Consider the following 26,997-nt stretch of genomic DNA (forward strand, 5'->3'; position numbering starts at 1 on the left):
CTCCTGTCGGCGCACGCGCATAGAGGGGTCGCTCAGCGGGCGGACCTGTTCCTGACGTCGTTGTTCTAGGGGCTACAGTGGCGCCTATCTTGTATAGCATGTTAGCTTGTCACGCATGATAGCTTCGGTCGGTGCTCAGCTGCGCAAGGGTGTCGCCGAGTACTGCATCCTGGGCCTGCTCGCACGTGAGCAGATGTACGGCTGGCAGTTGTCCGAGGCGCTATCGAAGCCTGGCCTCATCGCGAGCATCGGAACGCTTTACCCGATCCTTTCGCGCCTGCGGGAACGGGGTTTGATCACTTCGTTCGAACGGGACGCGGGAGCAGGGCCGGTGCGCAAGTACTACCGGCTTACGGGTCGGGGGGAATCTGAGCTGGAGAGTTTTCGGGAGCAGTGGGGCCCGTTCGTTGCCGCGGTCACCGAGATCGTGGGAGAGGTTGGAGACGATGAACACTGACCGCCCGGCCGACGTGGACCGTTACCTTCAGCGACTCGATGCCGCGCTGGAGGACGTTCCCACGCACACTGCCGACGAGATTCGCCAAGGCGTCACCGAAGAGCTCTCATCTCTGGACGCGGAAGCGGCCAGAGCGCGTATCGAACAACTCGGGGATCCGGAGTTCATCGCCGCCGAAGCCCGCATTGGCGCGCCCGAGCGCACTCGGCGGCGCAAGTCCGGAGTGGAATCGCGCCCGTACATCATCATGGCGAGCTCGGCAGTCGCCGTCGGCATCTACATCGTGCCCATCTTCGGCGCCGTGGCTGGGTTCGTGATGGTGTGGGTCTCGGCAGCGTGGCTGCGATGGGAGAAGGTGGTCGCAACCCTCACACCGCTTCTCGCAGGCTTCCTCACCGCGTCGTTCTTCGTACTCACCCGCATTCCCAGTGGAGACGGCGGCAGTTCGCTCGTGCCCGGATTCGGGGTGCCCGCTGCCGAAGACTTCGGGCTTCCCTGGTATGCCTGGTACTTCACGCCGATCGTGGCAGTCAACGCGTTGTTCGTCGTCTCCATCGCGAACCTTGCTGTCGGACTCTGGCTGCTCGTCCGCGCGCTCCGGCGCTCCTGAGCGCAACGTCTACGCACGAAGAGCGGTCCATCAACGAACAGGCTCGAATGCGACTTCGTAGTCAGTCCTCTCGGGGCGCCGCCGAATACCGACGCTCAAGCAGCGAGTCCAAAGCCGCCAGCAGCGGCTGGTCCTCAACACTCACACCCGGTCGATGCTCAACGCCGCCATCGAGTGCGACTGCACCGAGACCAAAGGCGTTGTACACAGCGACACGACGCTCGAGCTTCTGGTCATCCGCGAGTGACCCGGCTTCCTGCACCGGCATAAGCGCGAGCAGCTTTTCGACCTCCGATGCGTCGGCCCAGTCCGTTATGAATCGCCCCGCCTGCCAGCTCGCCATGTGAGAAACCTACCCCGCAGCGACGAACCTCATCGCGCCCGCGAGCCGGTCCTCGATTAAGCGTGGCTGGAGTGTCTCCGTTGTGCGGCGGCTGTGGAGCAGACCCCTCGTATGCCCCGCGCGCAGATATGCCGGATTGAGCTCCGCCAACTGCAACGCTGCCGAAGCCCGCGACCGTTGATGCCGAGACCTCGTGTCTGCCGTCGTCACACCCGTCAGAGATCGAGGAAGTCGCCCAGCCAAGTGCGTACTTCTGCGAGACAGTCGGTCGACACTTCGCCGGCCAGCCCCGTGAGTCGGTCCCGCGACAACGTGCGTGGCTGCTCGGTCATGACCCACGATGGCCGGTCCAGCCCGCTAGACCCCTCTACGCGAATGTGGTTCGGCCATCCGCGGTCGGTGGTCGTGATCGGCAACACGATGACGAGCGTCGTCACAGCATCCAAGTAGCCGGGGGACGCGACGACCAGCACCGGGCGATGACCACCTTGCTCTCTGCCGCGGACAGGCTCGAGTGCCGCCCAGGCCACGGCGCCCGGAGCAAGGTCGGCGGCCGTCACGAAGCGTCGGCCAGTTCGGTGCGCTCCCAGTCTTCAGTCTCCGCAGCGTGTGACCTTGCATCGTCGTTGCTCGACGCATCGATCGCGGACTTCAGCGTGTGCAGACGCCATCGTCTGTCCTCGGCATCTGCGAGGTGTGCGAGGTGCGCACCGAGGGTAAGCCCGTCCCGGGCGGCTTGCTCCTTAAGCCGGTCGCGGAGCTCGTCGCTGACCTTGATGGTCGTAGTCATACTCGGAGTATACCGGCGAGCGAGCGGACACCTCGGTGCGCGACTAGAGAGAGAGCCCGCCACGCGAGGGAGACGCGCTCGGTGCGGTCCGAGGGCCGGAAGTCTCCCGCTCTCGCGCCGCCCGCCGCAGCTCGGCGTGCGCGGCGCGCATCGCGTCCTGGATCGTGAGCTCGGTCGTCCCGCGCATCATCGTTGCGCCGACCTGTGCAATCGCGTCCTCGTCTGTCCGCGCGACCGTGATCGCGACGTTCTGGTGACGCCCTCGGGTCAGTCCGACGTACAGCCCGGCTGCGTCGACATCCGGTCCCACCACGGCCGCATCCGTCGTCTCGCCCTGGATGCCGTGCACCGTTGACGCGTACGCCAGCTGCACGTGTTCGAGCGCGTATTCGGGAGTCACGGCCCGGATCTCGCCGCTGTCGGTCGCAGACGCGAGCGTGATTACGTCGTCGCGTATCCCGCGCACCACCCACTGCGCACGGTTCTCGACTCCGGTGCGCGGGTCGTTGCGACGCGTCTGCACGGTGTCGCCGACGAGGATGCGCTGCTCCGCCATCCCGAGTGCAAGCACGGTGGCGTCGAGCTCGCCATCGTCGACACGACGCTGCTGGATCGCGTCGTTGATCGAATCCGCCTCGCTGTTCGTGCCCGAAACCAGCGCGACGCGCTTCCCGCGCGCGTGCCACTCGAAGTACGCCGCGACCATCGCGTCGCGCGCTTCTTCGGTGTTCCGCGCCCGGTGCACGTGCCCGCGCGCGAGCAACTCTCCTGCAACCGTGAGAGCGTCATCGCGGTCGCGTGGGTCACGCAGGCGAAGCGTGAGAGCGGCGTACTCGGGATCGCTGAACCGGTGCACAGTGTCGAGTTCGACGGATGCTGTCGCAAAGCGCACTGCGGATGCCATCGCTCCTGCGTGTCCGACCGGAAGCGCTTGGTACGGATCACCCACCATGGCCACGCCCACGTGCTGTCGGATTGCAAGATCAACGAGCGCGTCTGCGGTCTGTAGGTCGACCATGCCGGCCTCATCCACGACGATCCGATCGCCGCGCCGGAGTATGAACCGCGATGGCCCCTCATAGACGACCCCGCTGTGCGGGTCCGCCTCGCCGAGCGACAGCCGCGTCCACACCTGCGCCCCGGTCGCGTCGGTGCCCCAGCGATAGCCGTGATCGGCGAGCAGAGCATGCAGGCTCGACGCCTCGGCACCGACCTCGCGTGATGCGACGGACGCCGCCTTACGTGTCGGCGCGACCACCAGCATCCGTCGTCGCTGTGCTCTCAGTCCCTCGTACGCGATGCGCAGCATCGTGGTCTTACCCGCGCCGGCCGGCCCGGTGATCGCGACAAGTCCGGCTGTCCCCGCTATCGCGCCCGCCGCGGCAAGTTGCGAGGTGTCGAGCCGCTCGACGTCTTCCGGGGAGGCCGCGCACTGACGCAACTCATGCGGCAAGAGTGAGCGGCCGGGGGAGGCGAGTGCGTCGAGGTGGCCAGCGAGGCGCATCTTCAGGCGCATGGTCTCGGTCGCCATGAACGCCTTCACGTGGCCCGGGATATCGGCATCCTTCACCAGTCGCACGCACTTGCGATGCGCGTGGTCGACGATCGCATCGATCGTTGCGGTCAGCTCGTCCCGGGTCGCGATCACGCCGCTGCGTGAGAGAGCTCGCGTGGCGCCGGCGCGGAGGTCGAACTGACTGAACCGGCCGCCGGAGCGGGTGGACCGCTCATCCGCATCAACGACCGCGGCGTCTGCAAGAAGGTCCAGGTCCAGCGCGTCGATTGGATTCGAGACGAGCGGTACTGGTGAATGGTCGAAGACGAGCCGGGGGAGGAGCCCCGCAATCTCGTCGCGGACGGCGGCCTCCCACGACTGCTCGTCGAGGTTAGTGGGCTTGTTCGGGCGCGACATTGCCCATGCGCGACGGTCGATCTGCGTCAGGACTCGGATGCTGGGGCTCGCGCCTTCGTGCTCGGCACTCCACTCCGCGATGAGCTTGGCTCGGTTCGCCTCGATCTGCGCTGACCGACGTGAGAGGGGTCGAACCACCGCCGCCAGTTCCGCAACCTCGCCGTCATCGTCGAGTGTGAATCCGTGACGAGCGAGCGCCGCGACCCACCGCGGGTCGGTGCGTGCGGCGAGGTCACCTTCGGCGTTGATCAGCGTGTGCAGCTTCATCGCGACTCGGGAGTCGACGTTGGACCATTTGCCGTCGGCGCCGAGCACCTTTACGTTCAGCCAAAGGTGGCGGTGGGCGTGCGGGTCGAGCGCGCGCGAGCGACGGTGGTCGAGCTCGACGACCTCGATGCGGGTGATGTCTTCCCGGATGAGTCCGCCATGCCCGCGACGTGCGTTGAGCTCGTCGAGCCAGGTGGTCAGGATCCGGTCGCGCAGGCGGTCCTGCAGCGACTCGAACTCGGTCGCCAGATCCGGATGCAGCAGGGCGGCGATGCTGTACGACTTGGGATGGTTGAGTGTCGCATCCAGCAAGAGGTCGGCGTCTGCGCTGAGCCGCTGGGTTCCGCGCTCCTCGCCGGTGACCGGGTCATGGCCGGTGAGCCACACCCGGAGAGCATCCGCCGACAGCTCATCGGCTGCGATGGCGCCATTCGTCACTACGTACCGGGTGACGCTCGCATCGCCGGCGTTGCCGTACACCTCGAGCGCATCGGAGCCAGCCGAAAGGTGGAGATGGGCGTCGCAGGTTCCCTTGACGGCGTAGTCGATCGCTCGCCCGACCCCACCGGATCCGGCGCCTCTCTTCCATCGCTGCAGGCCCCCGCGCATGGCGCCAGGGTACGACTACTTTTAGCCCCTGGCCAGCACTTTTTGCGGTGCGCAGGTGAGTGTAGCCGGATGCTTCAGAATGGCGCCCGGATCACCGCCCCACTGAACGGTGCCTGCGTGCATCGCGGTCTCATGCCTCGTGGTCTGTATGCTGGCTCGCGTTGCGGGTCGAGTCCGTCGTCGGTTTATGGAACGCGTTTGTGCCGAGCGTATCCGTTGGGCAACGATTGCTCGCTAGACACGTGAACGTTACGGCTGACTGCGCATCTGAGCTCGGCCACCGAGGGGCCGGGGCGATAGTCAAGCATCCCCGACCAGGATCCAAGTTGGATGGACTGCACCATTTGCGGCGACTGAGTATTCTATGGTTTCGGTCTCACCCACCCCGGATGTCGTTGGCTAGCCTTCATTCAAACGACCCAAGGGGGCACCGTGTCCGGAGATCGATGGCGGAACATGGGCTGGTATCTTTCGCCGACTTCAGCGGGCGCGCTCATGGCGAACATCGCGAGTGTAGGTGCGTATAGCGAGCGAGCCACTTTCTCCTGGCGCGGAATGAGAAGCATCGATTACGACTATGTGTCCTCATTGCAGCGTACCGATGTCGGCGCAACTGAAACGCAGGTGCGCATGCGCGAGACCGCCATCCTGGACGAGGCGCGATCATGGGGCCTTGGCTATGGAATGGGGGGATGGTCATCCGATCTGCAGCTGCTGGCCGACCTTCAGCACTATGGGACCAGTACCCGCTTGATTGACGTGACTAGCGACCCCATGACCGCCTTATGGTTCGCCTCGCAGGAAGTTGGTGAAGATGGGCTCTCAAACTCTGGGGTGCTCGTGGCGATAGATACCGCTGCGTGGCCTCGCTTCGGCAAGAGTCAGCCCGCTGGCACCCGCGCAGCCAACGACAATCCGATGGGATGGGAGCTAGATCTGGGGCTCAAGAGCGGGACGCCATTCGTCGTGAACTCGCTTCACCCGAATGACCGGCTACGCGCTCAGAGCGGCTACTTTGTTGCATCCCGCGTTCCCGAGCAACCGCGCACCTCGAGCCCATTCGTCGGACTTGATCTCGAGTTTAGCGAGGTTCCCTACAAGTATCCTCGACAGCTTCTCGACGACATGCTGCACGACACCCATCACGTCACCAAGCAACGCATTCCCTTTATCGCAGTAAGGGTGCAGTCGTACCTGAAGGTGCGCCTACGACGAATACTTGAGAATTCGTACAATCGCAGCGCAAAGGTGCTCTTCCCGGACTTCGCGGGTTTCCGGGACTTTTCCTCCACCGCAACCCCCAGGATCAGTGAAGAGGAAACCGACGCGAAAACACGCCGATGATGACTGTCTCTCGGTGAGGGACATGAGTGGGACTTCCCCAGTCCGTGGGGTCGATCGCGACACGTGCTCGGCGCCTTGGCCATTCAATGACAACTCGTCGATAGACTCGCGGCAGGCAGACTCGTCTGAGGTGATCATGAGCGTACGCGCGGCAAGTCTTCGCGACGTGTCGTTCCAAGAGAACTACTCGACGAGTGGCACCTCTATGCTTCACGAGTTCTATACACCCGCGCTGTCACACGCGATTAAGTACGACCGGGCCGCCGGCTACTTCTCATCGGCCATTCTCGCCCTCGCTCCCGCAGTGTTCAGCGAGTTCGTGACGCGCGGCGGCAAGATTCGACTGCTGTGCTCACCCAACCTGAGCGAGGCGGACGCCGAGGCGATCCTCACACTCCCCGAGTCACACCGTCCCACACCGATTGAAGTCGCGGCCAGCTCGTTGGCCGCGCTGGCGCACGGCAGCCAGGTACAGACGAGAGCGGTGGCGTGCATGCGCGCCCTGATTGACGCCAAGATCCTCGAAGTGCGCTTTGTTACGGTCGGCAGGTCCGGCCTGTACCACGAGAAGATCGGCATTTTCAGTGATGCCGAGGGAAACCGCCTGTCCTTCAGTGGCAGCGCAAACGAGACCGCCGCGGCCTGGTCCGGTATGGCAAATCACGAGGGCATCGAGGTTTTCCCGCACTGGCTAGGGGACTCGGAAGCAAGGAGATGTTCAAGGCACGCCGATCAATTCGATGAGACATGGCACGGATTACGTCGGAATCTAAACGTCACTAGCGCTGAGGACGCGGCCAGAGTAATTCGCGAGTACGTGCCCGCCGAGCCTCTCGATGAGATTGTCGCCTCCCTCCGGGATGCGCTCAAAGAGGCGGAGTTTCATCCGGAGGTTATCTCACTGAGGGCATACCAGTCAGCGGTGCTGGAATCGTGGGAGGCCGCGGGATGCCGCGGCATTGTGGCTTTCGCGACCGGCGGCGGTAAGACTCGCACGGCGCTCGAGGCAGTTCGCCGTTGGACAGCGGACGGGAAGCCCGCTTTGATCCTCGTGCCCTCAGAGCTGCTACACCGCCAGTGGGCTGATGAGATCGCGGAACTCCTTGGAAATCCGGCTCTTCTGCTTGCGGGAGCGGGCCACGCACGCGATAGCTGGAGCCGACGGCTCGCCGATTACACCCGGCCAGATGAAACGCTAGGACAGCGCGTCGTCTTGGCCACCTATCAAACCGCAGCGACCGACCGGTTTCTCGAGCTGATTCATGACGGTGAGCACCTCCTTGTCGTCGGCGATGAAGTCCACCGAGTTGGAGCTCCCGACACGCGACGCATACTCGAGCAGATTGATGGCGGTGCGCGCCTTGGGCTTAGTGCCACGCCGCAGCGCTACGGCGACCCGCTTGGCACAGCGTCGACCCTCGACTACTTCGGGCCCGTACTTCAGCCCGAGTTCACTCTACGAGACGCACTCGAAGCGTCGGTGCTAGTCCCCTACGATTACGACTTCGTCACCTGTCCCCTCACTGAAGACGAACAGGAGTCGTGGGACGAATTCACCGATCGGGTGGCGCGCGAGATCGCGCGGAACAACGGCGACCTTTCGGAGTTCGCCTTGCACCTGCTCCGTCAGCGCGCGCGGATATCGAAGGGTGCGCATGGGAAAGCGGCGATCGCACGCCGAGTGATTCTGGAGGCGTACCACCCTGGCGACCGCTGGTTGGTCTATTGCAACGACGTGAACCATCTGCGGTCTGTGCGTGCAGAACTGGAGGGGCTCGGCATCGACCTCCTCGAGTACCACTCACAGGACGACGGCGATCACGAGGCGACGCTGAAGTTCTTCTCGAATCGCGGCGGCATCTTGCTGGCCATTAAGTGCCTCGATGAGGGCGTGGACATCCCGATGATCAACCGCGCCTTGATCCTCGCCTCGTCGACGAATCCCCGCGAGTACATCCAGCGCCGCGGTCGAGTGCTCCGCCGGTCTCCTGGTAAGTACAGTTCGCACCTCTTCGATGTGATCGTGGTGGGCAGCGATGGACGCGCAATCACTCCGAGCGAGGTGGTGCGCGCGATGGAGTTTGCTGAAGACTCCCGCAACCTCGGGCCGGAGATATATCTTGAAGACTTATTGCCGGCTGGGATGAAGACAGACGGCCTCGACGTCGAGGACGAGTGATCGTAAATGATGGGAAGTCATGGATAGCCCGCAGAAGCCCTCGCCGCGCCAAGAGGCGCTTTACGCCATCCTCGAGTCGTGTGCGACCTCAGAAGCCGTACTGATCGGCGAAGATGCGTGGGACCGTCTCGTCACCCTCGCTTGGGACAACCGCTCACATGTCGGTGACCGACGCGACATCCGCCGTCAAGTTCGCGCCATTCTCGTCGAATCCGGGCGCGCAGGAGACGAGTCCTAATGCAGCTCACCGAACTCGAACTGATCAACTGGGGCCCATTCTTCGGGGTGCACAGCATCCCGCTCAGCGTGGATTCAAACGCCCCGGTGATCCTGTTTCGTGGCGAAAATATGCGTGGCAAGACCAGTCTGCTCCGCGGGATCATCTGGGCTCTGTACGGCGAGATTCGCGAGCAAGACGGACGCACACAGCTCGACGTAGGCCGGATGGTCAACATCGATGCGTTGACTGCCGGCGAGACTGACTTCGGTGTGCGCCTGAAGTTCTCGCACGCCGGGAGTGAGTACACCCTCTACCGGACATCAACCGCAACGGAGGATCGGCCCGGACGCGCTCGCGTTCAGGCCCCAAAGGTCGACTTGATCCCCACGGGAAGTGCGCCCTATCCCGCCTCCCAGGTCCCAGATGTCATCAACGGCATACTCAGCCGTGAGATATCAGATTTCTTCCTGTTTGACGGCGAGATGCTCAATCGGTTTGAGGAACGTCTGCGCGAAGAACGGTCCGCGCCTCAAGGGTTCGTCCGAGCGCAGGTGGAGCGCGCGCTAGGCCTTCCGTTCCTCACCGAACTTGGGCAGGATCTCGATGCCGTCTTAGGTGAGGTCAACTCCGCGATCGACCAGGTTGTTCGCCGAGCAAAAGCTCACGACAAGGACAGTGACGCGTACCGGGCCAAAGTTGAAGAACTCAATGCCATCGATGCCAACTTGGTGCAGCTGCGCGAACACGACGAGCAAGTGTCAAGACAGATAGAGGACGTCGAAGCCCAACTCGCGAAGGTCGATGAGATAAAGGACGCTTACCATCGCCGGAAGAGCCTCGAGAAGGAACTAGACGCCTCCGTGGCGACCATCGAAGACTATCGAGGTGCCATCGCTGAACGCGCAGAAGCCGTCTGGTGGCTTCCAATGGCCGACAGGCTCTTCAATGAAATCGAAACCGTTGACGAGCAGATTGTTGAGGCGGAGGCGCTCGAACGTGGTCAGATTGTGACCCGACTTAAGATCGAACAGCTGGAAGGACAGATCGCCACGGGCACATGTGCGAGCTGTGGCCAACCTGTAGAGACACATAACCTCGACGAGTTATCAGCCGAGCTCGATAAGCTCCGGGAAAGCCTCAACGAAACTGCAACGCGTAAACTTGACGATCTGCGGCTGAGACGAACTCGCCTGCGTAAGTACGCTGCCGCCCCTAGCGTGCTCGAGTGGATTCACAACCAAGAGTTGGATGTGCGCAAGGAAGCGTTCAAGAACGACAAGCGTCGTCAGGAAATCCGAGCGATCTCGGACCAACTCGTCGGCACCAACGTCGAAATTGACGTACTCGAGCGCAACTATCTGGACCTGCGGAACACGAAGACGCGGATAGCGAGTGCGATCGTCGGGCTCGAGGCTAAACGAACGACAGCGAAAGCAGAAGCGAACAAGCTTGGCAGCAAGCTCGCGGAACAGCCCGAGGTCGACCCAATCGACCGTCGTCTCCAAGCGATGGCGACAGAAGGCGTGGACATCGTTGGACGCTCATTCGCTGGGTTTCGTGGCGCCATGCGCCAACGCGTCGAGGCGGCCACGAGCGAACTCTTCAGAAAGCTCACAACGGAGAAGGAATACTCGGGCGTCGCGATCAGCGACGACTACCACCTTGCGGTAACGGATCACCAGCAGCGGCCGCTGAGCATGATCTCCGCTGGCGCCAATCAGATACTGACGATGGCGTTCATCGGAGCACTTGGTGAGTGTTCCGTAGATGAAGCCCCCATGGTGATGGACACGCCATTTGGCCGTCTGGACGTCGGCCATCGCCGCGCCATCTTGGAGTGGGTGAGCGCGTTTGATCGACAAGTCATTCTTTTTGTTCAGTCGGGTGAGTACGACCCCACTCGCGACGCTGCAATCCTGAGCGGCAAGATCGGCCGCGAGTACATGATTGACCGAGTATCTCCGAGCCGATCAGAGGTGTCCGTCGCATGAGCGACACTTACGAGTCTCCCGAGCCGGAAGACGACGATCGGCGTACCTTCGGGCCTTCCGCGTCCAACCGCGAAGTACTGGAGGCGCTCGTCCGCCAGGGCCATTTCAAGACCTCCATTGGTGCATTTCAGGCTGCGGCGATGCTCGCACTGCGAAAGGGCCTCGATCCCGAGCAGGCGCCCCCTTCCACCGGAACGATGTGGAATCGGGGCAGCGTGAACCTCCAAGTGCTGGAGTTCCTCGGCTGGTATGTGCCAACCAACACTCCCGTGCGTCTCCTTGCACAACTCGGCAACGCCGGCACCGCATACATCGCCGAGAAAGTCAGGACTGGTGGGTACCCGCTATCCGAGATCTACGAGCTTGCCGAGCTTGAAATCGACTAGCGCAGGCGTTCCTAGTTGATGACTGGCGACCTCCTCAGTGGGGGGGACGAGGGGTGGGAGGTGGACGCGCAGACGGCTGCTCAGACTTTCCTCGATCAACTTCTTGCCACTGATCCGCAACTTGCGGAGACCGCCCTAGCCGCCGAAGTCGACACTCTACTCGGGCGCACTCCGGCGCCCACTGCACTGAGGACTAGCCGCCAAAGCCGCCCAACCCGAGGCGATCACGACCGACGTGGATCCGACTTCGCCTGGTACCAACAGATTCTCACTGCACTTCCGAAGACGGATGACTCATTCATCGAAGAGGCAGCACGTCGCGTCGAGATCGGGCTCCTTGCCAGGGATCGGCGAGAACGGCTCGACCACCAAACCTCCTCCCGACGCGAGCTTGCAGCGCTTCATACGCTCATTCAACGGGGCGACGACGCCTGGACCTGGCTGGTTCTGACTAACCTCCGCCTGGTCTTCCACTGGTCCAAAGGGGTCGCACGTTCAGTCGACAGTGACTGGGCCCAAGATGCTTTTCAGGTTGGCTGCATCGGCCTCATGCGAGGCCTGCAAGGCTGGGACTACCGGTTGGGATACAAGCTGAGCACGTTCGTTTCGTGGCACGTCAGGCAAGCCATCCAACGCTGGCGCGCCAACGATGTGATGATCATTCGACTGCCGGTCCATGTGTGGGAGGCACTGGCGTCTTCGGACGGTGTGCCGAGCGACAAGGCGCGCAAAGCTGCCGATCGCGCCCTGGACCTCGCGTCAATCGAGGCGATGCTCGATCGTGGCGAGGACGCTTCGTGGGACGGAGGTCTGAGCGCGGTAGAGGATCGCATTGATCGAGAGAGGCAAATTGGCGGCCTTCTAGAGGTTCTTGATCAGCGATCCCTCGACATCATCCAGCGCCGGTTCGGCCTAAGAGATGACCTCGATGGCCCTGAGACGCTGGAAGAGATCGGCGAGGTCTGGAATGTTACGCGGGAGCGCATCCGTCAGCTGGAAAAGAAGGCGATGGTTGCGCTGCGCGGCAGAGCGGCAGTTGCACCAGCAGGTCCGCCGGTCGTGCGACCCCGGAGACGCTGATGGCGCGGGACAAGCGTCGAGTAGCGTCCGACCGGCGGGGGGCCGAGTAAGCAGCCGTGTTGTTCACGTGATATTGCCCGGTAACGTCTGCTTGAACAGCGACTGCGGGCAAATCCGCCGACGTCGGGCGACGGCTGCACTCTCCGTACCGAGCCCAAGCGCGAGAAGGACATGCCCTTGGCGCCGGTGAGTTGGTGGAGCCCAACGACCCAAGATTGTCGTGTCAGCGGTCCCACGTAGCCTTGGCCGCGAACGCGGAGGTCAGATTTGAGTACCGCCCCGTTCAATGCGTCGTGTCGTCGCAGCAACCTGCGAGTATCGACGGAGGACAGAAGGCGGAGACGTGACCACGACGAAAGAAGATACTGAACGCAACCGCGCCCCCATGCCGGATTTGGTCGATGCAAGGCCGGTGCGAGATGTTCCCGTCGCAAGGATCAGGCCTGAGACAGGCTTAGGACGGAAACGCGACCGCGAGGGGCACCGCGAGCTCCAGAGATCAATTGCCGAGTTTGGGGTACTGACGCCAATCACGGTGCGACCGTCACGAGACGGCAGCGGCGATTACCTGCTGATCAAGGGTGAAGGGCGAACTCTTGCATGCCGCCTACTCGGACTAGAGACCGTCCCAGCCATCGTGGTCGGTGAGGACTACGCGGAACGCGAAAAGGTTCAGCAATTTCTTGTCGAGAACGTGGCGCGACTGAAGATGCGTCCCGTTGACCGGGCGCTGCTCATCCACCGCGCTCGGGAAGCCGGCGAAGAGACATCAAGCATCGCTCGGCGATTCGGCCTGTCTGCCGCGACAGTACGTCGACTCTTAGCTCAGCTCGACGGAGCTACCCAGGGTGAGGTCTCAGCGCTCAACAAGGGTGAAGTCACTCTTGCCGTGCATGCGGTTGTTAGTCGCCACGTCCGCTCAGAAGAAAGAGAAGCGGCTCTCTCCGCAGTCATCTCCACGTCTATCCGCGCGAAGGACCTGGAGAGTCTGTTGATTGCCATCGGCTGGCAGAGACTCTCCGACCTTGGTCCAGCATTCGCTGCCCAACGTCTCCTGCTCTTGGGCTGGATCTGCAAAGCCCTCGAGAGCACTCCACCCGGGTCATTCAAGGACCGGCTCCAAGAGGTGGCCAGTCAACTGCCGACCGACTTTCCCGAGTCCAATAGCCTCGTTGTGAGTGCACGATGAACCACGTCTATGTCACTTCCGAAGACCTCTCCCTCAGCCCGGAACTCACTCGGACTGGCAGTGCGCGATCGTTCGAGGAGAGGCTCCAGTCTTCGCTGATGGAGATAGGGCTCGCCGAGCCTCTCAAAGTCGCGGTGAATCCTGAGGGAGGATACACGGTCATCGACGGTGCGCTCCGGCTGCGCGCCATTCGAGCGATCCGAGAGAAGCACCCGGAACGATTCGTCAGTATCCCGGTCTACGTGCTGGATTATGACCGACGGTTCGAATTTCGTTTCCAATCGGACATCTACCAAGACCTACTCCCCAGTCAGATGGCTGTGCTAGTCGAGCATCTCCATGAGAGCGAGAACATCTTGAAGGCGGACATCGCTCGCTACATCGGCGTGTCGCCTGCAACGCTTCGGAACTACACCGGACTATGGCGCCTCTTGGAGAGGGGTGGTTTGTTTGCGCGGATCGTCGAACTGATGGATGTAGGCGTTCTACCAGCCTCTAATCCTTACGCCTGGCTACGACTTACATCGGATGGTCTTGCGAAGGTTCTTCGCGAAAGTTTCACCGGCGACCTCGATCCAGAACCATGGATCACCAGCGTGACGCTGGCCGCCCGGCGCGGAGACTACGTCCGCTTCCCCATCAAGTTTGTGGAGGGAGCGACGGACGCGCTTCCGCCGGAGTTCTATCGAGTGAATGCGGAAGTTCGCCTGGCGAAGCGGGACCTCGGACTCCGCAAAGGGTCCGGCGCCGACGGCTCCAAGCGACTAATTACGCGCGCGCGCGCGATGGCGCAACTCGAGCGAGTGGCATGCGAATCGTCGGCTCCTGTGCTTCGCTCCGCCGCCTCCAGCATCCGAGAGTTTCTAGCGTGACTGTCAACGTCGACTGGTCAAGCGACGCCTTCTTTGAGTCAGCAGATGTGGGATCGGTTGACGGCGGCACTACGTCGGCAGGCGACCTGTGGCACAGCGTGAGCCCCCGATGGGGCCATTCGATGCACACCATGTGCTCATACCACGGCATGTTCCCTGCGAAGGTTGCACACTTCTTCATCCAGCGATACTCAGAGCCCGGGGATCTCGTCGTAGACCCCTTCAGCGGTAGAGGCACGACTGCCCTCCAAGCGCGGGTCGAAGGTCGCAGGGCAGTTGGCAACGATCTCAGTCCGCTCGCTTATGTACTAACCGCCGCCAAGGCAAATCCTCCATCCTGGGAGGAGATCAACGCGTATGTGGATCAACTGGAGCGCTCGTATCGCGCGAGCGGAACCGTCGATTCAGCAGTTTCGCCCGACATCGCGATGCTGTATCACGAGAAAACGCTTGCGCAATTGTGCTTCATTCGATCGAATCTGCTGAGCAAGCCCATCACCCAATGGGCGCCCAAAGAGCTGATGGTCGGGGGCGCACTGGCAGGAATTATGCATGGTTCGTGGAGAAGAGACGGCACCTCCCAGTACCTAAGCATCAGCATGCCCAACACGTTCAGTATGTCCCCTCGATACGTCGAGAAGTTCATACGCGAGCACTCTCTGGAGAAGATCGAACAGGATGTGTTTGAGCGTTTGAGGGACAAGCTCGCGAGGCTATACCTCGACGATGTCACCGGACCAGCAGGCGCTGCCCATCATCTCGATGCCGCCACGCTGATGAGCGACGGTCCGATTGAACCTAAGAGCGTTGACCTCGTAGTCACCTCGCCGCCCTACCTCAGAGTCGTCAACTACGCCGCGGCAAACTGGATTCGGCTCTGGCTGCTCGGCGTCGACGACGTCGGCCGAGACAGCGGCGCTGGCAGGAAGAAGCTCGATGCAGTGCTGGATCACGGGCATTCATACGACGCATATAAGGCCTTCATGCTTCGAACGTTCCTGAGCACTCAGGAGAGCCTCGCGCCGGACGGAGTAGCAGCGTTCGTAATTGGCGACGTCGCAGATCCAGGCAAGGAGCCCCTACCGTTAGCTGCGCAGCTCTGGGATGACCTCTCTGCACACACAAACTTGAGATTGCTCGAAATGATCGAAGACGATCTTCCCACGCAGAATAAGGTCAGCCGCATCTGGGGTGAGACAAAGGGGCAGGCGACCAACCGAGACTGCACGCTAGTCCTCGCGCACAAGGACGGCAAACCACGAATTAGGGACCACGACGTCAGCTGGGAAGAGCCGTATCGCGACGCTGGCCCCGATGCCGCGCACGAACGTGTTCGCCTAGCGGCTAGACGCTAGTCCCCGCGCGATCCAGCGAACCTCCGAGTGAAAGCGCCATGGAGCGCGACTTCGAATGACATCGACCCGCTTTGGGCAGCGGTATACCGTTGCCATCGGGATGGGTGTCGCGCAGAAAGCCCAACGGTCCAGCCATCGATGCAGCGAGACATGATGAGTCCCTCCACCCAGGAAACCTGTTCCCGGAAGTGACCGCGGGCGACGCCACTCGGCTCAGATGCGCCCCACGCCAGAAGGACGGCGTCGGCAGCATCTATCCCGTCACGAAGGGCATCTCGGGAGGCGAGCCACGGGAGTTCCTGACGCCCAACGGTTGCGATATCAGTAACGTCATCGGTGGGAACATTCAACAGGTTCACAACTCTGGTCGACTCGAAACTCAAGAGCCGGGCGGCCATCTCGACGCGTTGCATTGTTCGGCGACCCGAGGTGCGTTTAGGAGGCGTCGCCAGGATAGCTAAGAGCATCCCCAACACCGTACAGGAGCCTGATCCGCTAGCCGCAGGCGTGATTTCATGTAGTCGCGCAACGCAGAGTCACAGACACAGATGTACGTACCAATCACTCCACGCGTCAGCAGGACGCCGTAGATTTTACGGATGTACTGGAGCAGGTCGTCGGAGTACAACTTCGAGGCGGGGTTGTTCTCACTGCCCTTCTTATCTCGGTATGACTCACGGTCGATAAACGCCTGGTCCGGCTCAGGGTCGTACCGCGGATCGGGTCCGATGATCACGCCGGCGTCTCCGAGCCCCACATCCCACGGTGAGAGGACCATCGATGGGTGTAGGTTCGGCGTCTTCTTGAAGACGCGTCGAATCGACTCGCACAGCGCAGGGCCGGAGCGCAGCGGAGGACCGAGCACAGAGCGTCGAAAGCGCGGGACGAGGCCGCGGCCGATCGCTACTCTTGCAGTCGGAGGGAGGCGACCCGCCCGCCACCGTCGACACTTGGCGACGTTCTCGGCCATCCCATTGCACCCAGTTTCGCGGCCGTTGACGACAAGATCAACATGTCCGACACTGGCCCGGATACTGGCCGTGGAGCCGGCATGAGCGGAGGTCGAGATGGGCAGCATCACCCCGTACGAGTCGCCCAAGGGTCGCCGCTACCGCGTGCGCTATCGCAAGCCCGATCGAACGGAGGCGGAGAAGCGCGGTTTCACGACGATGCGTGAGGCGAAGTTGTATCTCTCCATGGTCACGGTCTCGAAGGCGAAGGGTGAGTACATCGACCCGGCCTTATCGCGGGTTCCTGTCAGCATGTTCGCCGACAGCTGGTTGCGGTCCAAGCAGCCGCCGATGTCGAAGCCGTCGTACTACATGACGCTCGAGCGGGCGTGGAACAACCACGTCGCTCCGGTGTGGGCGGACAGGGAGATCTCGTCCATCCGACGCTCGGAGGTGCAGGACTGGGTATCAGAGCTCGCGACGCGCAAGTCGCGCACGGTCGTTATCCGCTCGCTCGGAATCCTCGCCGGCATCCTCGACGTCGCCATCGACGATCGGCGTCTTGCAAGCAACCCGGCCCGCCAGGTGCGCAACCTTCCCCGGCATGGGCCGGGCAAGCGCCGCGTCTACCTCACACATGACCAGGTGGCGACGCTGGCGGCGTGCTCGGCATATCCGACGCTCGTCCTGACGCTGGCGTACTGCGGCTTGCGATGGGGCGAGGCTACGGGTCTGCGCGTCCGGAGCGTGAACCGGCTTCGTCGACGCTTCGTCATCGAGGAGAACGCGGTGATGATCGCGTACGAGATCCATGTCGGCACACCCAAGACGCACGAGCGGCGCTCGGTCCCGTATCCCGAGCGTCTCGCGCCGATGATCGAACAGGCGTGCGCCGGCAAGGGTCCCGAAGGGTTGCTCTTCGGCGATGGGGTCAATCACATGCGCAACTCAGGGGCGAAGGGGTGGTTCGCGAACGCGGTTCGGCGTGCGCAGGAGTTCGATCCGTCGATCCCGCGGGTCACTCCTCACGATCTCCGTCACACCGCCGCATCGCTCGCGATCAGCTCGGGCGCAAACGTGAAGGCCGTGCAGCGGATGCTCGGCCACGCGTCGGCGGCGATGACGCTGGACACGTACGCCGATCTCTTCGACGACGATCTGGACGCGGTCGCAACTCGGCTGAACGACCAGATGCCGTTGGTGGCGCTGCCGTCGGGTCCGCAGAAGCGCTACGCCCGACCGCAGTAGCCGCAGAGAGCAGATTGCTCAGTTTTTCGACGAGGCAAACGCAACCAGAAACGCTCGATTTCGTCGTTCTGAGACGTCGAACGACGCGTCGTGATGCCCCTCGAAGCTGCCCCGTTTTCGCCTCATAGCTTTCGCAAATGCGGGCAAAAAGCGGGCAAAAACGGAAAACTAGTTAGGCTGGCCGAAATAAACAGCTGGTCAGACGCAGAAATATGTTGTGCCCCTGGAGGGACTCGAACCCCCAACCGTTTCCTTAGGACGGAACTGCTCTTCCATTGAGCTACAGAGGCTGGCGGCCCCAGTCTACTGAGCGCGCCGGATGCTCCCGGCGCAGACCACCGTGCACACCGGGACGAGCGGGCCGTTGAGTGTAGTGCCCTCGCCGCTCGGGCGGCCAGGGCTATCGCACGGCCGCTACGTAAGGTGGACTGTTTCCATGGCTGCCCCTACGTTCCGTCACGATGCGATCGGGGGCGTCGCCGTCACGGCGTGGGTACTCGGGATGGGCCTCACCCTCGGCCTGGAGAACGACTCGTGGCAGACCGCCGGGGGAGTGCTCTGGTCGGGCGGATTGATCGTCGCCGGGGGAGTGGCCGCGCACGCCTACCGGACGCGGAGTCGTGTAACCGAGTGACGGGACGCTGAGCGGAGCGCCGGACGCTTCGACAAGCACAGCGACCGGCGCACCGACCCGCACCCGGAACACGACAGCGCCCCGGGAGGATCCCCGGGGCGCTGTCGGAAGACGCGGGTCAGTCGCGGGCGGTGACGGCGAACTGCACGCCGCCCTGGCCGTCGGGCTGGGCGTCGAGGACGCGGTCGTCCAGCACAAGCGCGGCCTCGAGGTCGAGGTAGACGCGAGCGCCGTCGTTCTCCACGACGGCGTCGGCCGGCTCGGGGCCGGGAACGACTGTCAGCTGGAACTCCGACTCCGGCGCGCCGGAACCCTGGATACGTACCCCGCCATCAGCCACATCCGGGAACTGCGCGGTGATGGTCTTGACGGCGGTTGTTGCCTGCTCGGTGAGCGTGAGCATGAATGCCCCTTCCGTTGCGGACTCGAAGGCAGCCACGATTCCGAGAATCGGCGCACACCTCAAGCGCCCGCGGCCCACTGCCAGGGGATTCTCACCTGGTGCCGCGAGAGGCGAGGGTCAGTGCGCGGCTTCGTACGCCTCGAGAACGGATGCGGGAATCCGGCCGCGCTCCGAGACGGAGAGGCCCTCTTCCTTCGCCCACGCGCGGATGGCCGTGTAGTCCTGCTGACCGGTCCGCCGCCGGGGTCGCCCGCTCCCGCCGGCCGACGAGGCGGAGCGCGTCGACACCGACCGCGCGGCCCGGATGTAGGGCGCGATGGCGTCCCTCAGGGCTGCGGCATTCTCCTCGGTCAGGTCGATCTCGTAGGCGACGCCGTCGAGGGAGAAGAGCACCGTCTCGCCCTCCCCGACCTCGAGAACGGTGCCGTCCAGGTCGTCGACGAGCTGATGCACGATTCTGCGGGCCATGGTGACACCTTAGGCGAGAGGGGCGGCGGAAATCAGGGGAGGATGCCGAGCCGCCGGGCGCGGGTGACGGCAGCGTGGCGGGTGGATGCGTCGAGCTTTCCCATCGCGGCCGCCAGGTACGACTTGACGGTCGTCTCCTTGAGGTCGAGCTGCGCCGCGATCTCGGAGTTGGTGGCGCCCAGCGCCGCGCACGCGATCACGTCGAGCTCCCGCGCGGACAGGCGGACCTTCGGCTCGCCCGACGCCCCTTCCTGCGCACCGGAGAGTGCGGCCAATCGCCGCTCGACCTGCGCGAGCCGCTGGCGGAGGCTGTCGTCGCGGATGGCTGCGGCCACGCTGCGGAGTTCGGCGTAACTCTCCCGCAGCTCTTCCTGAGCCGCCGGCGTGAGCGGAGCATCCGGCCTGCCCTGCGGCAGCATCGCGATGCGGCGGTCGACCTCGTCCCGGACGCGCAGTTCGGTGGCGAGTTCAGCGGCGACCCGGAACGCGGGCTGCGCGACCACATCGCCCACCGGGGCTTCGGTCCACGACCCGCAGTACAGCACGCCGCGGGCCGACCCGGTCACGACGACCGGCACGGCGAACAGCGTGGAGATCCCCTCGCCGAGGATCGCGCGGTCGTAGTCGTGGGTGATCGTCCGCGACGTGCGGTAGTCCATCGCGAGGCGGGGGCGTTTCTCGACCAACGCGCGTCCGCCGAGGCCCCGGCTCTCTTCGACGACCAGGCCGTGGATGCTGCGGGTGCGGGCCCCCACGATGGTGGTGACGTGGATCGCTCCGTCGCGCTCGAGACCTCCGAAGGCCACGGGGAACCGCGTCCGGCGCGCCAATTCACCGACGGCGTGGGACACGAGATCGGCCTGGTCGAGCTGGGGGCTTGCAACTCCCACGAACTACCTACTTCCGGGGGTGACGGCCACGTCGCCGCCTTCGTAGCGTCGACCATATCACCGGGCACCACCGCGGCGCCCAGACATCCCGCATTCCGGAGCCCGCCGGTGCTCCGGGCCCATGAGGCAAGGAGGCCACATGTCCGATCCGCGTACCGATGCCGCCCCAGGCGCCATCGACTACATCGCGGTCGAGGAGTCCCCACCGTTTCGCGAACTGAAGCGGCGCCAGCGCAGCTTCGTGTTTCCCCTCGCGATCGCGTTCCTCGTCTGGTACTTCGTCTACGTCCTGCTCTCGTCCTTCGCGCGGGACTTCATGTCGCAGCGCGTCGCGGGCGACATCACGGTGGGCCTGCTGTTCGGGCTCGGCCAGTTCGTGACGACGTTCGCGATCACCATGGCGTACGTCTGGTACGCCAACCGCAAGCTCGACCCGCTCAGCGCGGAGCTGCGGGAAGACCTGGAGCGCGCTGAAGGGGGACAGTCATGATGCGTCATCTCACTTCGCTCGCTCAGCAGCCGATGGCCGATGTCGTACACGCCGCCGCGGAGACGGTGGAGAACAACCCGATCCTGAACATCTCGATCTTCGGGGCGTTCGTCGCGGTGACGCTGTTCATCGTCATCCGCGCCAGCCGCAACAACAAGACGGCGGCCGACTACTACGCGGCCGGGCGCTCCTTCACCGGGCCGCAGAACGGGTTCGCCATCTCGGGCGACTACCTGTCGGCGGCGTCCTTCCTCGGGATCTGCGGCGCGATCGCCATCAACGGGTACGACGGCTTCCTGTACTCGATCGGCTTCCTCGTCGCCTGGCTCGTCGCGCTGCTGCTCGTGGCCGAGCTCATGCGCAACACCGGCAAGTTCACGATGGCCGACGTGCTGTCGTTCCGCCTGAAGCAGCGCCCCGTGCGGATGGCTGCGGCCATCACGACCCTCGCGGTGTGCTTCTTCTATCTGCTGGCTCAGATGGCCGGCGCCGGCGGGCTCGTCTCCCTGCTGCTGGGCATCAGCGACACACTCGGACAGTCGATCGTCGTCGCCGTCGTCGGCCTCCTCATGATCGTCTACGTGCTCGTCGGCGGGATGAAGGGCACCACCTGGGTGCAGATCGTCAAGGCGTTCCTCCTCATCGGCGGCGCGCTGGTCATGACCATCTGGGTCCTGGCGATCCACGGCTTCAACCTCAACACGCTGCTCGGGGCCGCGGTCGATAATTCGGCGAACGGTGAGGCCATCCTCGGCCCCGGCCTGCAGTACGGCGCCAACCCGTGGGACTTCGTCTCGCTCGCCCTGGCGCTGGTGCTCGGAACGGCCGGCCTCCCGCACGTGCTGATGCGCTTCTACACGGTGCCCACCGCGAAGGAAGCACGCCGGTCGGTGGTGTGGGCGATCTGGCTGATCGGCCTCTTCTACCTGCTCACCCTGGTGCTCGGCTACGGTGCCGGCGCGCTGGTCGGAGCGGAGACGATCGCCGCGGCGCCCGGCGGGGTGAACTCGGCCGCACCGCTGCTCGCCCTGCAGCTGGGCGGGCCCATCCTCCTCGGCTTCATCTCGGCGGTTGCCTTCGCCACGATCCTCGCGGTTGTCGCAGGTCTCACGATCACGGCGGCGGCGTCGTTCGCGCACGACATCTACGCGAACGTCGTGAAGAAGGGCAACGTGCCGCCCGATGGTGAGGTGAAGGTCGCCCGTCGCACGGTGGTCGTGATCGGCGTCCTCGCCGTCCTCGGCGGCATCGGGGTGCAGGGGCAGAACGTCGCGTTCCTCGTGGCGCTCGCCTTCGCGGTGGCGGCGTCGGCGAACCTGCCGACGATCCTCTACTCGCTGTTCTGGCGCCGGTTCACCACGCGCGGCGCGGTGTGGAGCATGTACGGGGGGCTCGCTGCCGCGGTCATCCTCATCGTGCTGTCGCCGGTGTTCTGGGGCACGCCCACGAGCGTCTTCCGTGACACGGGCGTGGCGATCTGGCCGTTCAACAACCCGGGCATCGTGTCGATCCCGCTCGGGTTCTTCCTCGGCTGGCTCGGCACCATGACCTCGAAGAAGGGCAGCGAAGACCCGAAGAAGGCGGCGGAGATGGATGTGCGCTCCCTCACCGGCTTCGGGGCGGAGAAGGCCACCTCGCACTAGATCCTGCGAGGACCGAGGCCCCGGGGACGGCGTTCCCGGGGCCTCGGCTCGTGCCGGGGCGGCCTACGCGCCCGACTCCTGTTCGAGGCGGAGGAGGTACTCCTTCACCTCCGGATGCCCGCCGTACTCACCGATCGACCCGTCGGAGCGGACCACGCGGTGCACGGGCACGATGATCGAGAACGGGCTCGTGGCGCACGCCGTGCCGACCGCCCGTGCCGCGCCGGGGGAGCCGGCCCGGATCGCGACCTCGCCATAGGCCGCGGTCTCGCCGTACGGGATCTCGCAGACGGCCTGCAGGGCGGCGCGCCCGAACCCGCGGGTGAAGCCCCAGTCCAGCGGCACGTCGAAGTCGCGGCGCGCGCCGTCGAAGTACTCATCGAGCTGCCGGGCGACTCCGGCGGCAGCATCCCGGTCTTCCTCGGGCTGCGTACCGAGAAGGCGCACGAGGCTCTCACGCGCGGCGGCGAGATCGTCGTGCACGACGCGCAGGTTCGCCAGCCGCTCGTCGGCGAACGTGAGGAGCACGTCGCCGACGGGGGTGTCGTGAACGGCGGTGGTGTATCGGGTCATGCTGACATCCTGGCCGCGCACACCCGCGGTGCGGGCTGCGCGACGACGACCTGTGAGCGAATGGCGCCCGTGCCACCCCTGGGGAGGAAGGCCCGATGGCCCGGCGTGTCTGCGAATCGCCCGAAACCCGCGCGGGATGCGGCGTACCGGGGGTACCCGCGCCTACTGTGGCTCGTGTGTGGCGAGGTGAATATAACGCCGTGGTCGGCGAAGAGGACAGAGACGCCGCATCCGTGAACCCTGGAGACCTGGGTGTGGCGGAGCCCGGTGTGAGCGTACGGCACGTCGCCGACCCCGAACGGGATCGGCTGCGCGCGGAAGCGGCGACGCTGGGCGGACGCTCGACGCTGCTGCGCTTCGACGACGCCACCGACGCGGGCATCGACATCACCAAGGCCCACCCCGGCAGCCTGCCGCAGTTCATCACCGGCCGCTCGACGCTGCTGTCGAACCTCTTCCGCGACGAGGTCGCGCTGCGGTCGGCGCGTCTGGCCGCCGAGCGGATCACCGCGAAGAACGTCGAGCTGCGCACCGCGCGCGGCATCGAGCCGGTGCACCTGGCCGTCGGGCTCGCGGAGTGGAAGATCGGGGGAGTGACCTGGTCTGCGCCGGTCCTTCTCCGGCCGCTGGCCATCCGCCGGCACCACGGCGACTTCGAGCTCAAGCTCCACGGCACGTTCTTCATGAACCCCGAGCTGGCGCGCGCCTTCCGCGGCCACTTCGGCATTCCGCTCGATAGCACCGCCCTGGCGGGGCTCGCCTACGACCAGGGGGTCTTCAAGCCGCAGCCGGTCATCGACCACCTGCGCGCGCTGACCCGGCACCTCCCGACCTTCGTCGTGCACCCGCGTCTGGTGATCTCGTCGTTCGCCGACGTGGGTTCGGCGATGGCGCGCGACACCGTCGACCTCGACCACCTGGTGCTGAACGCACTCGCCGGACACCCGGACGACCGCGCCCGGCTGTCGGTGCGCCGGGCTGATCCGGTGGTGACGAGCGCGGATGAGCGCTCTCCCGCATCCGACACTCTTCTTCTGGACGCGGATGCCGAGCAGGAGGCCGTGCTCGCACGGATCGCCGCCGGGCACTCGCTCGCGGTGCACACGCTTCCCGGCACCGGCGGGACGCAGACCGTCATCAACGCGGTCGGGCAGCTCGTGCAGTCGGGCAAGCGCGTCCTCGTCGTGAGCGCGCGTCGCTCGACGCTCGAGGGGATCCGGCATCGCCTCGCGGGCATCGGACTCCCCGGTCTCGCGGTCTCGCCGACGCACCTCCGGCGTGACCTCATCCGTGCCATCGGGCGCAATGAGAAGGCCGAGCAGCCCAAGGTCGCCGAGATCGACGACGCGCTGGTGCGACTGCGCACCGTGCTGCGCGACTATCGCGGGGCGGTCACGGCGGAGCATCCCGCGCTCGGCGTCTCCGTGCTCGAGACCCTCGGTGCGCTCACCAAGATCGCCGGGCTCGCCCCCGCGCCCTCCACGAGCGCGCGGTTCGACCTCGCCACCCTGGAGCGGCTCGCAGGACGCCGCGCCGAGGCATCCGCGGCGCTCGCCGCAGCCGCGCGGCTCGGAGAGTTCCGTTTCGGCCCCGACGACTCGCCTTGGTACGGGGTGTCGTTCACCCGCACCGAGGATGCGCGCGCCGCGCACAAGCTCGCGGGCAAGCTGCATCGACAGGACGTGTCGGGGCTGCTCGAGCGCGGATACGAGCTCATCGCTCAGACGCGCATGCGCCCGTTCCACACGATCTCCGAACTCGGCCAGTACCTCCGGCTGCTGCGGGGCATCCGCGACTCGCTCGACCGGTTCAGCCCGACGGTGTTCGAGCGCCCGCTGCTCGAGCTCATCCAGGCGCACGCGCCGCGCCGTGACGCGCCCACGATGAGCGGCCCCAATCGGCGTCGGCTCAAGCGCCTGTCGAAGGAGTACGTGCGCCCGGGCGTGCACGTCCCCGACATGTACGAGGCGCTGGTGCGCATCCAGCAGCAGCGCACCGAGTGGCAGCGCGTCGTCGAGGCCGGCGTCACCCCCGAGGTTCCGCTCGGGCTCGCCGACGTCTCCGTCGCCTGGCAGCGCGTCGACGCGGAGCTGAGCGAACTGGACGCGATCCTCGGCCGCGACGGCTCGGAGCGACTCGCCTCCCTTCCCGTGCAGCGCCTGGTGCGGACCCTTGCCGGCCTCGCCGCCGAATCCGAATTCTTCGACAACCTCGTCGAGCGCGCCAAGCTGCGCTCCGAGCTCGCGCAGCTCGGCCTGGAGTCGCTTCTCGTTGAGCTGTCGGTGCGCCACGTCCCCGAGGATCGCGTCGGGCAGGAGCTCGAATTCGCGTGGTGGCAGTCGGCGCTGGAGCACTTCCTCCGCACCGACCGTGCCCTCCTCGGAGCCAACACCACGGTCGTCGACCGTCTGGAGCGCGACTTCCGTCTCGTCGATGAGGCCCATGCCGCGGCATCCGGGCCCCTCCTCGCCGCCCACCTCGCCAAGCAGTGGCGCATCGGGATCGTCGATGAGGCCGCTGAAGCCACGGCCCTGAAGGACGCGCTCAAGCGGGGACTCAACACCCCGCGCGAACTCGCCGATGCCGCCCCGACGCTGCTGAACACGCTCGCGCCGGTGTGGCTGGCATCCCCGTACGAAGTGCCGGAGATCCCCGACGAGCGGCCGTTCGACGTCGTCATCATCGCGGATGCTGCGGCCCTGTGCCTCGCGGAGGCCGTGCCCGCCATCCGCCGGGCACGTCAGGTCGTGCTGTTCGGCGACCCGGTCACGCAGAAGCCCACGGCCTTCCGTGTCAGCGCGACGCTCACCCCGGATGACGGCGAAGACGAGGTGCCGTTCGACAGCGTCTCGGTGTTCGAGCGGCTCGCGGAGCTTCTTCCGGTCGCGACCCTGACCCGCAGCTACCGCGCCGGCGGCGAAGACCTCGCCGAGCTTGTCAACGACGCGTTCTACGGCGGCGAGATCGTGTCGCTGCCGTGGGCGGGGTCGTACCTCGGCCGGGGCAGCCTGAGCGTGGACTACGTCGAAGGCGGAACCGGCGCCCCCGACCCCATCACCGGGGCCGTCGAGAGCCCCGACGCCGAGGTCGCGCGTGTCGTGACGCTCGTCGTCGAGCACGCCGTCAACCGCGGCGCCGAGTCGCTCATGGTCGTCACCGCCAGCGCCCGCCACGCCGAGCGCGTCCGTGCCGCCGTGGAGTCGGCGTTCGCCGGCCGATCGGATGTGGCCGACTTCGTCTCCCGCGACACCGCGGAGCCGTTCGCCGTGCTGACGCTGGAGGAATCGGTCGCCGAAAGCCGTGACCGCGTCATCTTCTCGCTCGGATTCGGTCTCACCAAGCACGGCCGGGTCCTCAGCGACTTCGGCGACCTGTCCACCCCCGACGGGGAGCGGCTGCTCACCGTGGGCATGACCCGCGCGCGCCGGTCGATGGTCATCGTCTCCTCCATCCGCCCATCGGCCTTCGACGACGGCCGGCTCGAGCACGGCGCGGCCACGCTGATGAGCATCCTCGGCGGCCTCGCCGCCCGCGGGCGCGACGCGCGACTCGAGGACCTCGCCGACCCGCTCACCCTGGCCCTGGCCCGGGAATTGCGGCGCCTTGGCCTCGCGGTCGACGTGCACTACCGCGGTCTTCTGCCCCTCGTCGCCCAGCACGGCGGCAAGGCGGTCGTGGCCGAATCCGACCCGGAGACCGCCGCTGATTCCCTGCGCGAGACCCTGCGCCTCCGCCCGCAGACGCTGCGGCGCCTGGGGTGGCACTACGTCCGCGTGCACGCCTTCGACCTGTACAGCGACCCGGCGTCGGTCGCCGCTCGCATCGCCGCGCTCCTCGGGGTGCAGCCGGACGGGCCGACCGCCGACGCGGCGACGCAGCCCATCGATGTCCCCGACTGACCGCCAGCGGATCGAACGCGTCCCCGGCGCGCGCCGGGCGAAGCTGACACCAGCGCCCGGCACCGCACCCGAGCCGGTGCCCGCGGACGAGCCGGCTGAGGAATCCGCGGAGGTCGCGGGCGCAGCATCCACGGTTCCGGTGCGCGGACCCAATGACGAGCAACTTCGGCGGGACGTCCCCCCGCATTACTGAGG

Annotated in this window: 26 protein-coding genes and 1 tRNA gene; 17 read left to right on the forward strand and 10 right to left on the reverse strand. The window is 65.2% G+C overall.

Translation table 11 applies throughout. The annotated features are described in order from the left end of the window. The first annotated feature begins 115 nt into the window (after positions 1-115). Complete coding sequence (locus AC4FS1_RS00750; RefSeq protein WP_491155604.1) at positions 116-457, forward strand: PadR family transcriptional regulator; 342 nt, start codon at positions 116-118, stop codon at positions 455-457. Further along, a complete protein-coding gene (locus AC4FS1_RS00755; protein ID WP_491151808.1) occupies positions 447-1,067 on the forward strand; it encodes an HAAS signaling domain-containing protein in 621 nt (206 codons plus the stop codon). The genes AC4FS1_RS00750 and AC4FS1_RS00755 overlap by 11 nt, the downstream gene beginning before the upstream one ends. Before the next feature lie 61 nt (positions 1,068-1,128). Here AC4FS1_RS00755 and AC4FS1_RS00760 read toward each other — a convergent pair whose 3' ends face one another. From AC4FS1_RS00760 to AC4FS1_RS00775, 4 genes are all read right to left on the reverse strand, one after another. Next, on the reverse strand, positions 1,129-1,410 hold the full coding sequence (locus AC4FS1_RS00760) for a hypothetical protein (protein ID WP_491151810.1): 282 nt from the start codon (positions 1,408-1,410) through the stop codon (positions 1,129-1,131). 215 nt (positions 1,411-1,625) lie between these two features. After that, the gene (locus AC4FS1_RS00765) at positions 1,626-1,970 is read right to left on the reverse strand and encodes a type II toxin-antitoxin system PemK/MazF family toxin (RefSeq protein WP_491151811.1); all 345 of its coding nucleotides are present in this window, start codon (positions 1,968-1,970) and stop codon (positions 1,626-1,628) included. After that, positions 1,967-2,200, reverse strand: coding sequence for a hypothetical protein (locus tag AC4FS1_RS00770; protein WP_491151813.1), 234 nt, complete (start codon positions 2,198-2,200; stop codon positions 1,967-1,969). Before AC4FS1_RS00770 ends, AC4FS1_RS00765 begins: the two co-directional genes overlap by 4 nt. Positions 2,201-2,243: 43 nt before the next feature. Beyond that, on the reverse strand, positions 2,244-4,988 hold the full coding sequence (locus AC4FS1_RS00775) for an AAA family ATPase (protein WP_491151815.1): 2,745 nt from the start codon (positions 4,986-4,988) through the stop codon (positions 2,244-2,246). Positions 4,989-5,483: 495 nt separating this feature from the next. On the opposite strand from AC4FS1_RS00775, the gene AC4FS1_RS00780 reads away from it, so the two are divergent. The 9 genes from AC4FS1_RS00780 (at position 5,484) to AC4FS1_RS00820 (ending at position 15,604) form a co-directional block, all read left to right on the forward strand. Next, entirely contained in the window at positions 5,484-6,332 is an 849-nt protein-coding gene (locus tag AC4FS1_RS00780) for an FRG domain-containing protein (protein ID WP_491155606.1), read from the forward strand. A gap of 136 nt (positions 6,333-6,468) precedes the next feature. Then, positions 6,469-8,511: a DEAD/DEAH box helicase family protein gene (locus tag AC4FS1_RS00785; RefSeq protein WP_491151817.1), complete on the forward strand. Its 2,043-nt coding sequence runs from the start codon at positions 6,469-6,471 to the stop codon at positions 8,509-8,511. 19 nt (positions 8,512-8,530) lie between these two features. Beyond that, positions 8,531-8,749, forward strand: a complete 219-nt coding sequence (locus AC4FS1_RS00790; RefSeq protein ID WP_491151819.1) for a hypothetical protein — start codon at positions 8,531-8,533, stop codon at positions 8,747-8,749. Next, positions 8,749-10,722 carry an AAA family ATPase gene (locus tag AC4FS1_RS00795; RefSeq protein ID WP_491151820.1) on the forward strand — a complete coding sequence of 658 codons (1,974 nt, stop codon included), beginning with the start codon at positions 8,749-8,751 and terminating at the stop codon, positions 10,720-10,722. Before AC4FS1_RS00790 ends, AC4FS1_RS00795 begins: the two co-directional genes overlap by 1 nt. Then, positions 10,719-11,108 (forward strand): hypothetical protein, encoded by a 390-nt coding sequence (locus AC4FS1_RS00800; RefSeq protein ID WP_491151822.1) that lies wholly within the window; start codon positions 10,719-10,721, stop codon positions 11,106-11,108. Before AC4FS1_RS00795 ends, AC4FS1_RS00800 begins: the two co-directional genes overlap by 4 nt. A gap of 60 nt (positions 11,109-11,168) precedes the next feature. Next, complete coding sequence (locus AC4FS1_RS00805; RefSeq protein ID WP_491151824.1) at positions 11,169-12,188, forward strand: sigma-70 family RNA polymerase sigma factor; 1,020 nt, start codon at positions 11,169-11,171, stop codon at positions 12,186-12,188. A gap of 343 nt (positions 12,189-12,531) precedes the next feature. Further along, on the forward strand, positions 12,532-13,377 hold the full coding sequence (locus tag AC4FS1_RS00810; protein WP_491151826.1) for a ParB/RepB/Spo0J family partition protein: 846 nt from the start codon (positions 12,532-12,534) through the stop codon (positions 13,375-13,377). Next, complete coding sequence (locus AC4FS1_RS00815) at positions 13,374-14,249, forward strand: ParB/RepB/Spo0J family partition protein (RefSeq protein WP_491151828.1); 876 nt, start codon at positions 13,374-13,376, stop codon at positions 14,247-14,249. Before AC4FS1_RS00810 ends, AC4FS1_RS00815 begins: the two co-directional genes overlap by 4 nt. Next, entirely contained in the window at positions 14,246-15,604 is a 1,359-nt protein-coding gene (locus AC4FS1_RS00820; RefSeq protein ID WP_491151829.1) for a DNA methyltransferase, read from the forward strand. The genes AC4FS1_RS00815 and AC4FS1_RS00820 overlap by 4 nt, the downstream gene beginning before the upstream one ends. A 457-nt stretch (positions 15,605-16,061) precedes the next feature. On the opposite strand, the gene AC4FS1_RS00825 is transcribed toward AC4FS1_RS00820, so the two are convergent. Then, positions 16,062-16,682 carry a DNA/RNA helicase domain-containing protein gene (locus tag AC4FS1_RS00825; RefSeq protein WP_491155608.1) on the reverse strand — a complete coding sequence of 207 codons (621 nt, stop codon included), beginning with the start codon at positions 16,680-16,682 and terminating at the stop codon, positions 16,062-16,064. Between AC4FS1_RS00825 and AC4FS1_RS00830 the strand changes: the two genes are divergently transcribed. Further along, a complete protein-coding gene (locus tag AC4FS1_RS00830) occupies positions 16,672-17,802 on the forward strand; it encodes a site-specific integrase (RefSeq protein WP_491151830.1) in 1,131 nt (376 codons plus the stop codon). The genes AC4FS1_RS00825 and AC4FS1_RS00830 overlap by 11 nt on opposite strands. Before the next feature lie 218 nt (positions 17,803-18,020). On the opposite strand, the gene AC4FS1_RS00835 is transcribed toward AC4FS1_RS00830, so the two are convergent. Then, positions 18,021-18,092: transfer RNA gene (locus AC4FS1_RS00835), tRNA-Arg, on the reverse strand. 146 nt (positions 18,093-18,238) lie between these two features. On the opposite strand from AC4FS1_RS00835, the gene AC4FS1_RS00840 reads away from it, so the two are divergent. Further along, on the forward strand, positions 18,239-18,436 hold the full coding sequence (locus AC4FS1_RS00840; protein ID WP_491151832.1) for a hypothetical protein: 198 nt from the start codon (positions 18,239-18,241) through the stop codon (positions 18,434-18,436). Positions 18,437-18,554: 118 nt separating this feature from the next. Here the strand turns inward: AC4FS1_RS00840 and AC4FS1_RS00845 are convergent, their stop codons facing one another. From AC4FS1_RS00845 to AC4FS1_RS00855, 3 genes are all read right to left on the reverse strand, one after another. Continuing rightward, entirely contained in the window at positions 18,555-18,839 is a 285-nt protein-coding gene (locus AC4FS1_RS00845) for an iron-sulfur cluster biosynthesis family protein (RefSeq protein WP_491151834.1), read from the reverse strand. Positions 18,840-18,956: 117 nt separating this feature from the next. Continuing rightward, positions 18,957-19,307: a histone-like nucleoid-structuring protein Lsr2 gene (locus AC4FS1_RS00850; RefSeq protein WP_491151836.1), complete on the reverse strand. Its 351-nt coding sequence runs from the start codon at positions 19,305-19,307 to the stop codon at positions 18,957-18,959. A 32-nt stretch (positions 19,308-19,339) separates the two neighbouring features. Further along, positions 19,340-20,197: a response regulator transcription factor gene (locus AC4FS1_RS00855; RefSeq protein ID WP_491151838.1), complete on the reverse strand. Its 858-nt coding sequence runs from the start codon at positions 20,195-20,197 to the stop codon at positions 19,340-19,342. Between the two features lie 139 nt (positions 20,198-20,336). On the opposite strand from AC4FS1_RS00855, the gene AC4FS1_RS00860 reads away from it, so the two are divergent. Both AC4FS1_RS00860 and AC4FS1_RS00865 read left to right on the forward strand, forming a co-directional pair. Then, entirely contained in the window at positions 20,337-20,687 is a 351-nt protein-coding gene (locus AC4FS1_RS00860; RefSeq protein WP_491151840.1) for a DUF485 domain-containing protein, read from the forward strand. Positions 20,688-20,719: 32 nt separating this feature from the next. After that, a complete protein-coding gene (locus tag AC4FS1_RS00865; protein ID WP_491155610.1) occupies positions 20,720-22,330 on the forward strand; it encodes a monocarboxylic acid transporter in 1,611 nt (536 codons plus the stop codon). Between the two features lie 63 nt (positions 22,331-22,393). Here the strand turns inward: AC4FS1_RS00865 and AC4FS1_RS00870 are convergent, their stop codons facing one another. Further along, positions 22,394-22,903, reverse strand: a complete 510-nt coding sequence (locus AC4FS1_RS00870) for a methylated-DNA--[protein]-cysteine S-methyltransferase (RefSeq protein WP_491151842.1) — start codon at positions 22,901-22,903, stop codon at positions 22,394-22,396. A gap of 200 nt (positions 22,904-23,103) precedes the next feature. Between AC4FS1_RS00870 and AC4FS1_RS00875 the strand changes: the two genes are divergently transcribed. Further along, a complete protein-coding gene (locus AC4FS1_RS00875) occupies positions 23,104-26,802 on the forward strand; it encodes an AAA family ATPase (RefSeq protein ID WP_491151844.1) in 3,699 nt (1,232 codons plus the stop codon). Continuing rightward, the gene (locus AC4FS1_RS00880) at positions 26,789-26,995 is read left to right on the forward strand and encodes a hypothetical protein (protein ID WP_491151846.1); all 207 of its coding nucleotides are present in this window, start codon (positions 26,789-26,791) and stop codon (positions 26,993-26,995) included. The genes AC4FS1_RS00875 and AC4FS1_RS00880 overlap by 14 nt, the downstream gene beginning before the upstream one ends. Positions 26,996-26,997 lie beyond the last annotated feature (2 nt).

This window comes from Microbacterium sp. Z12_35, assembly GCF_058310475.1.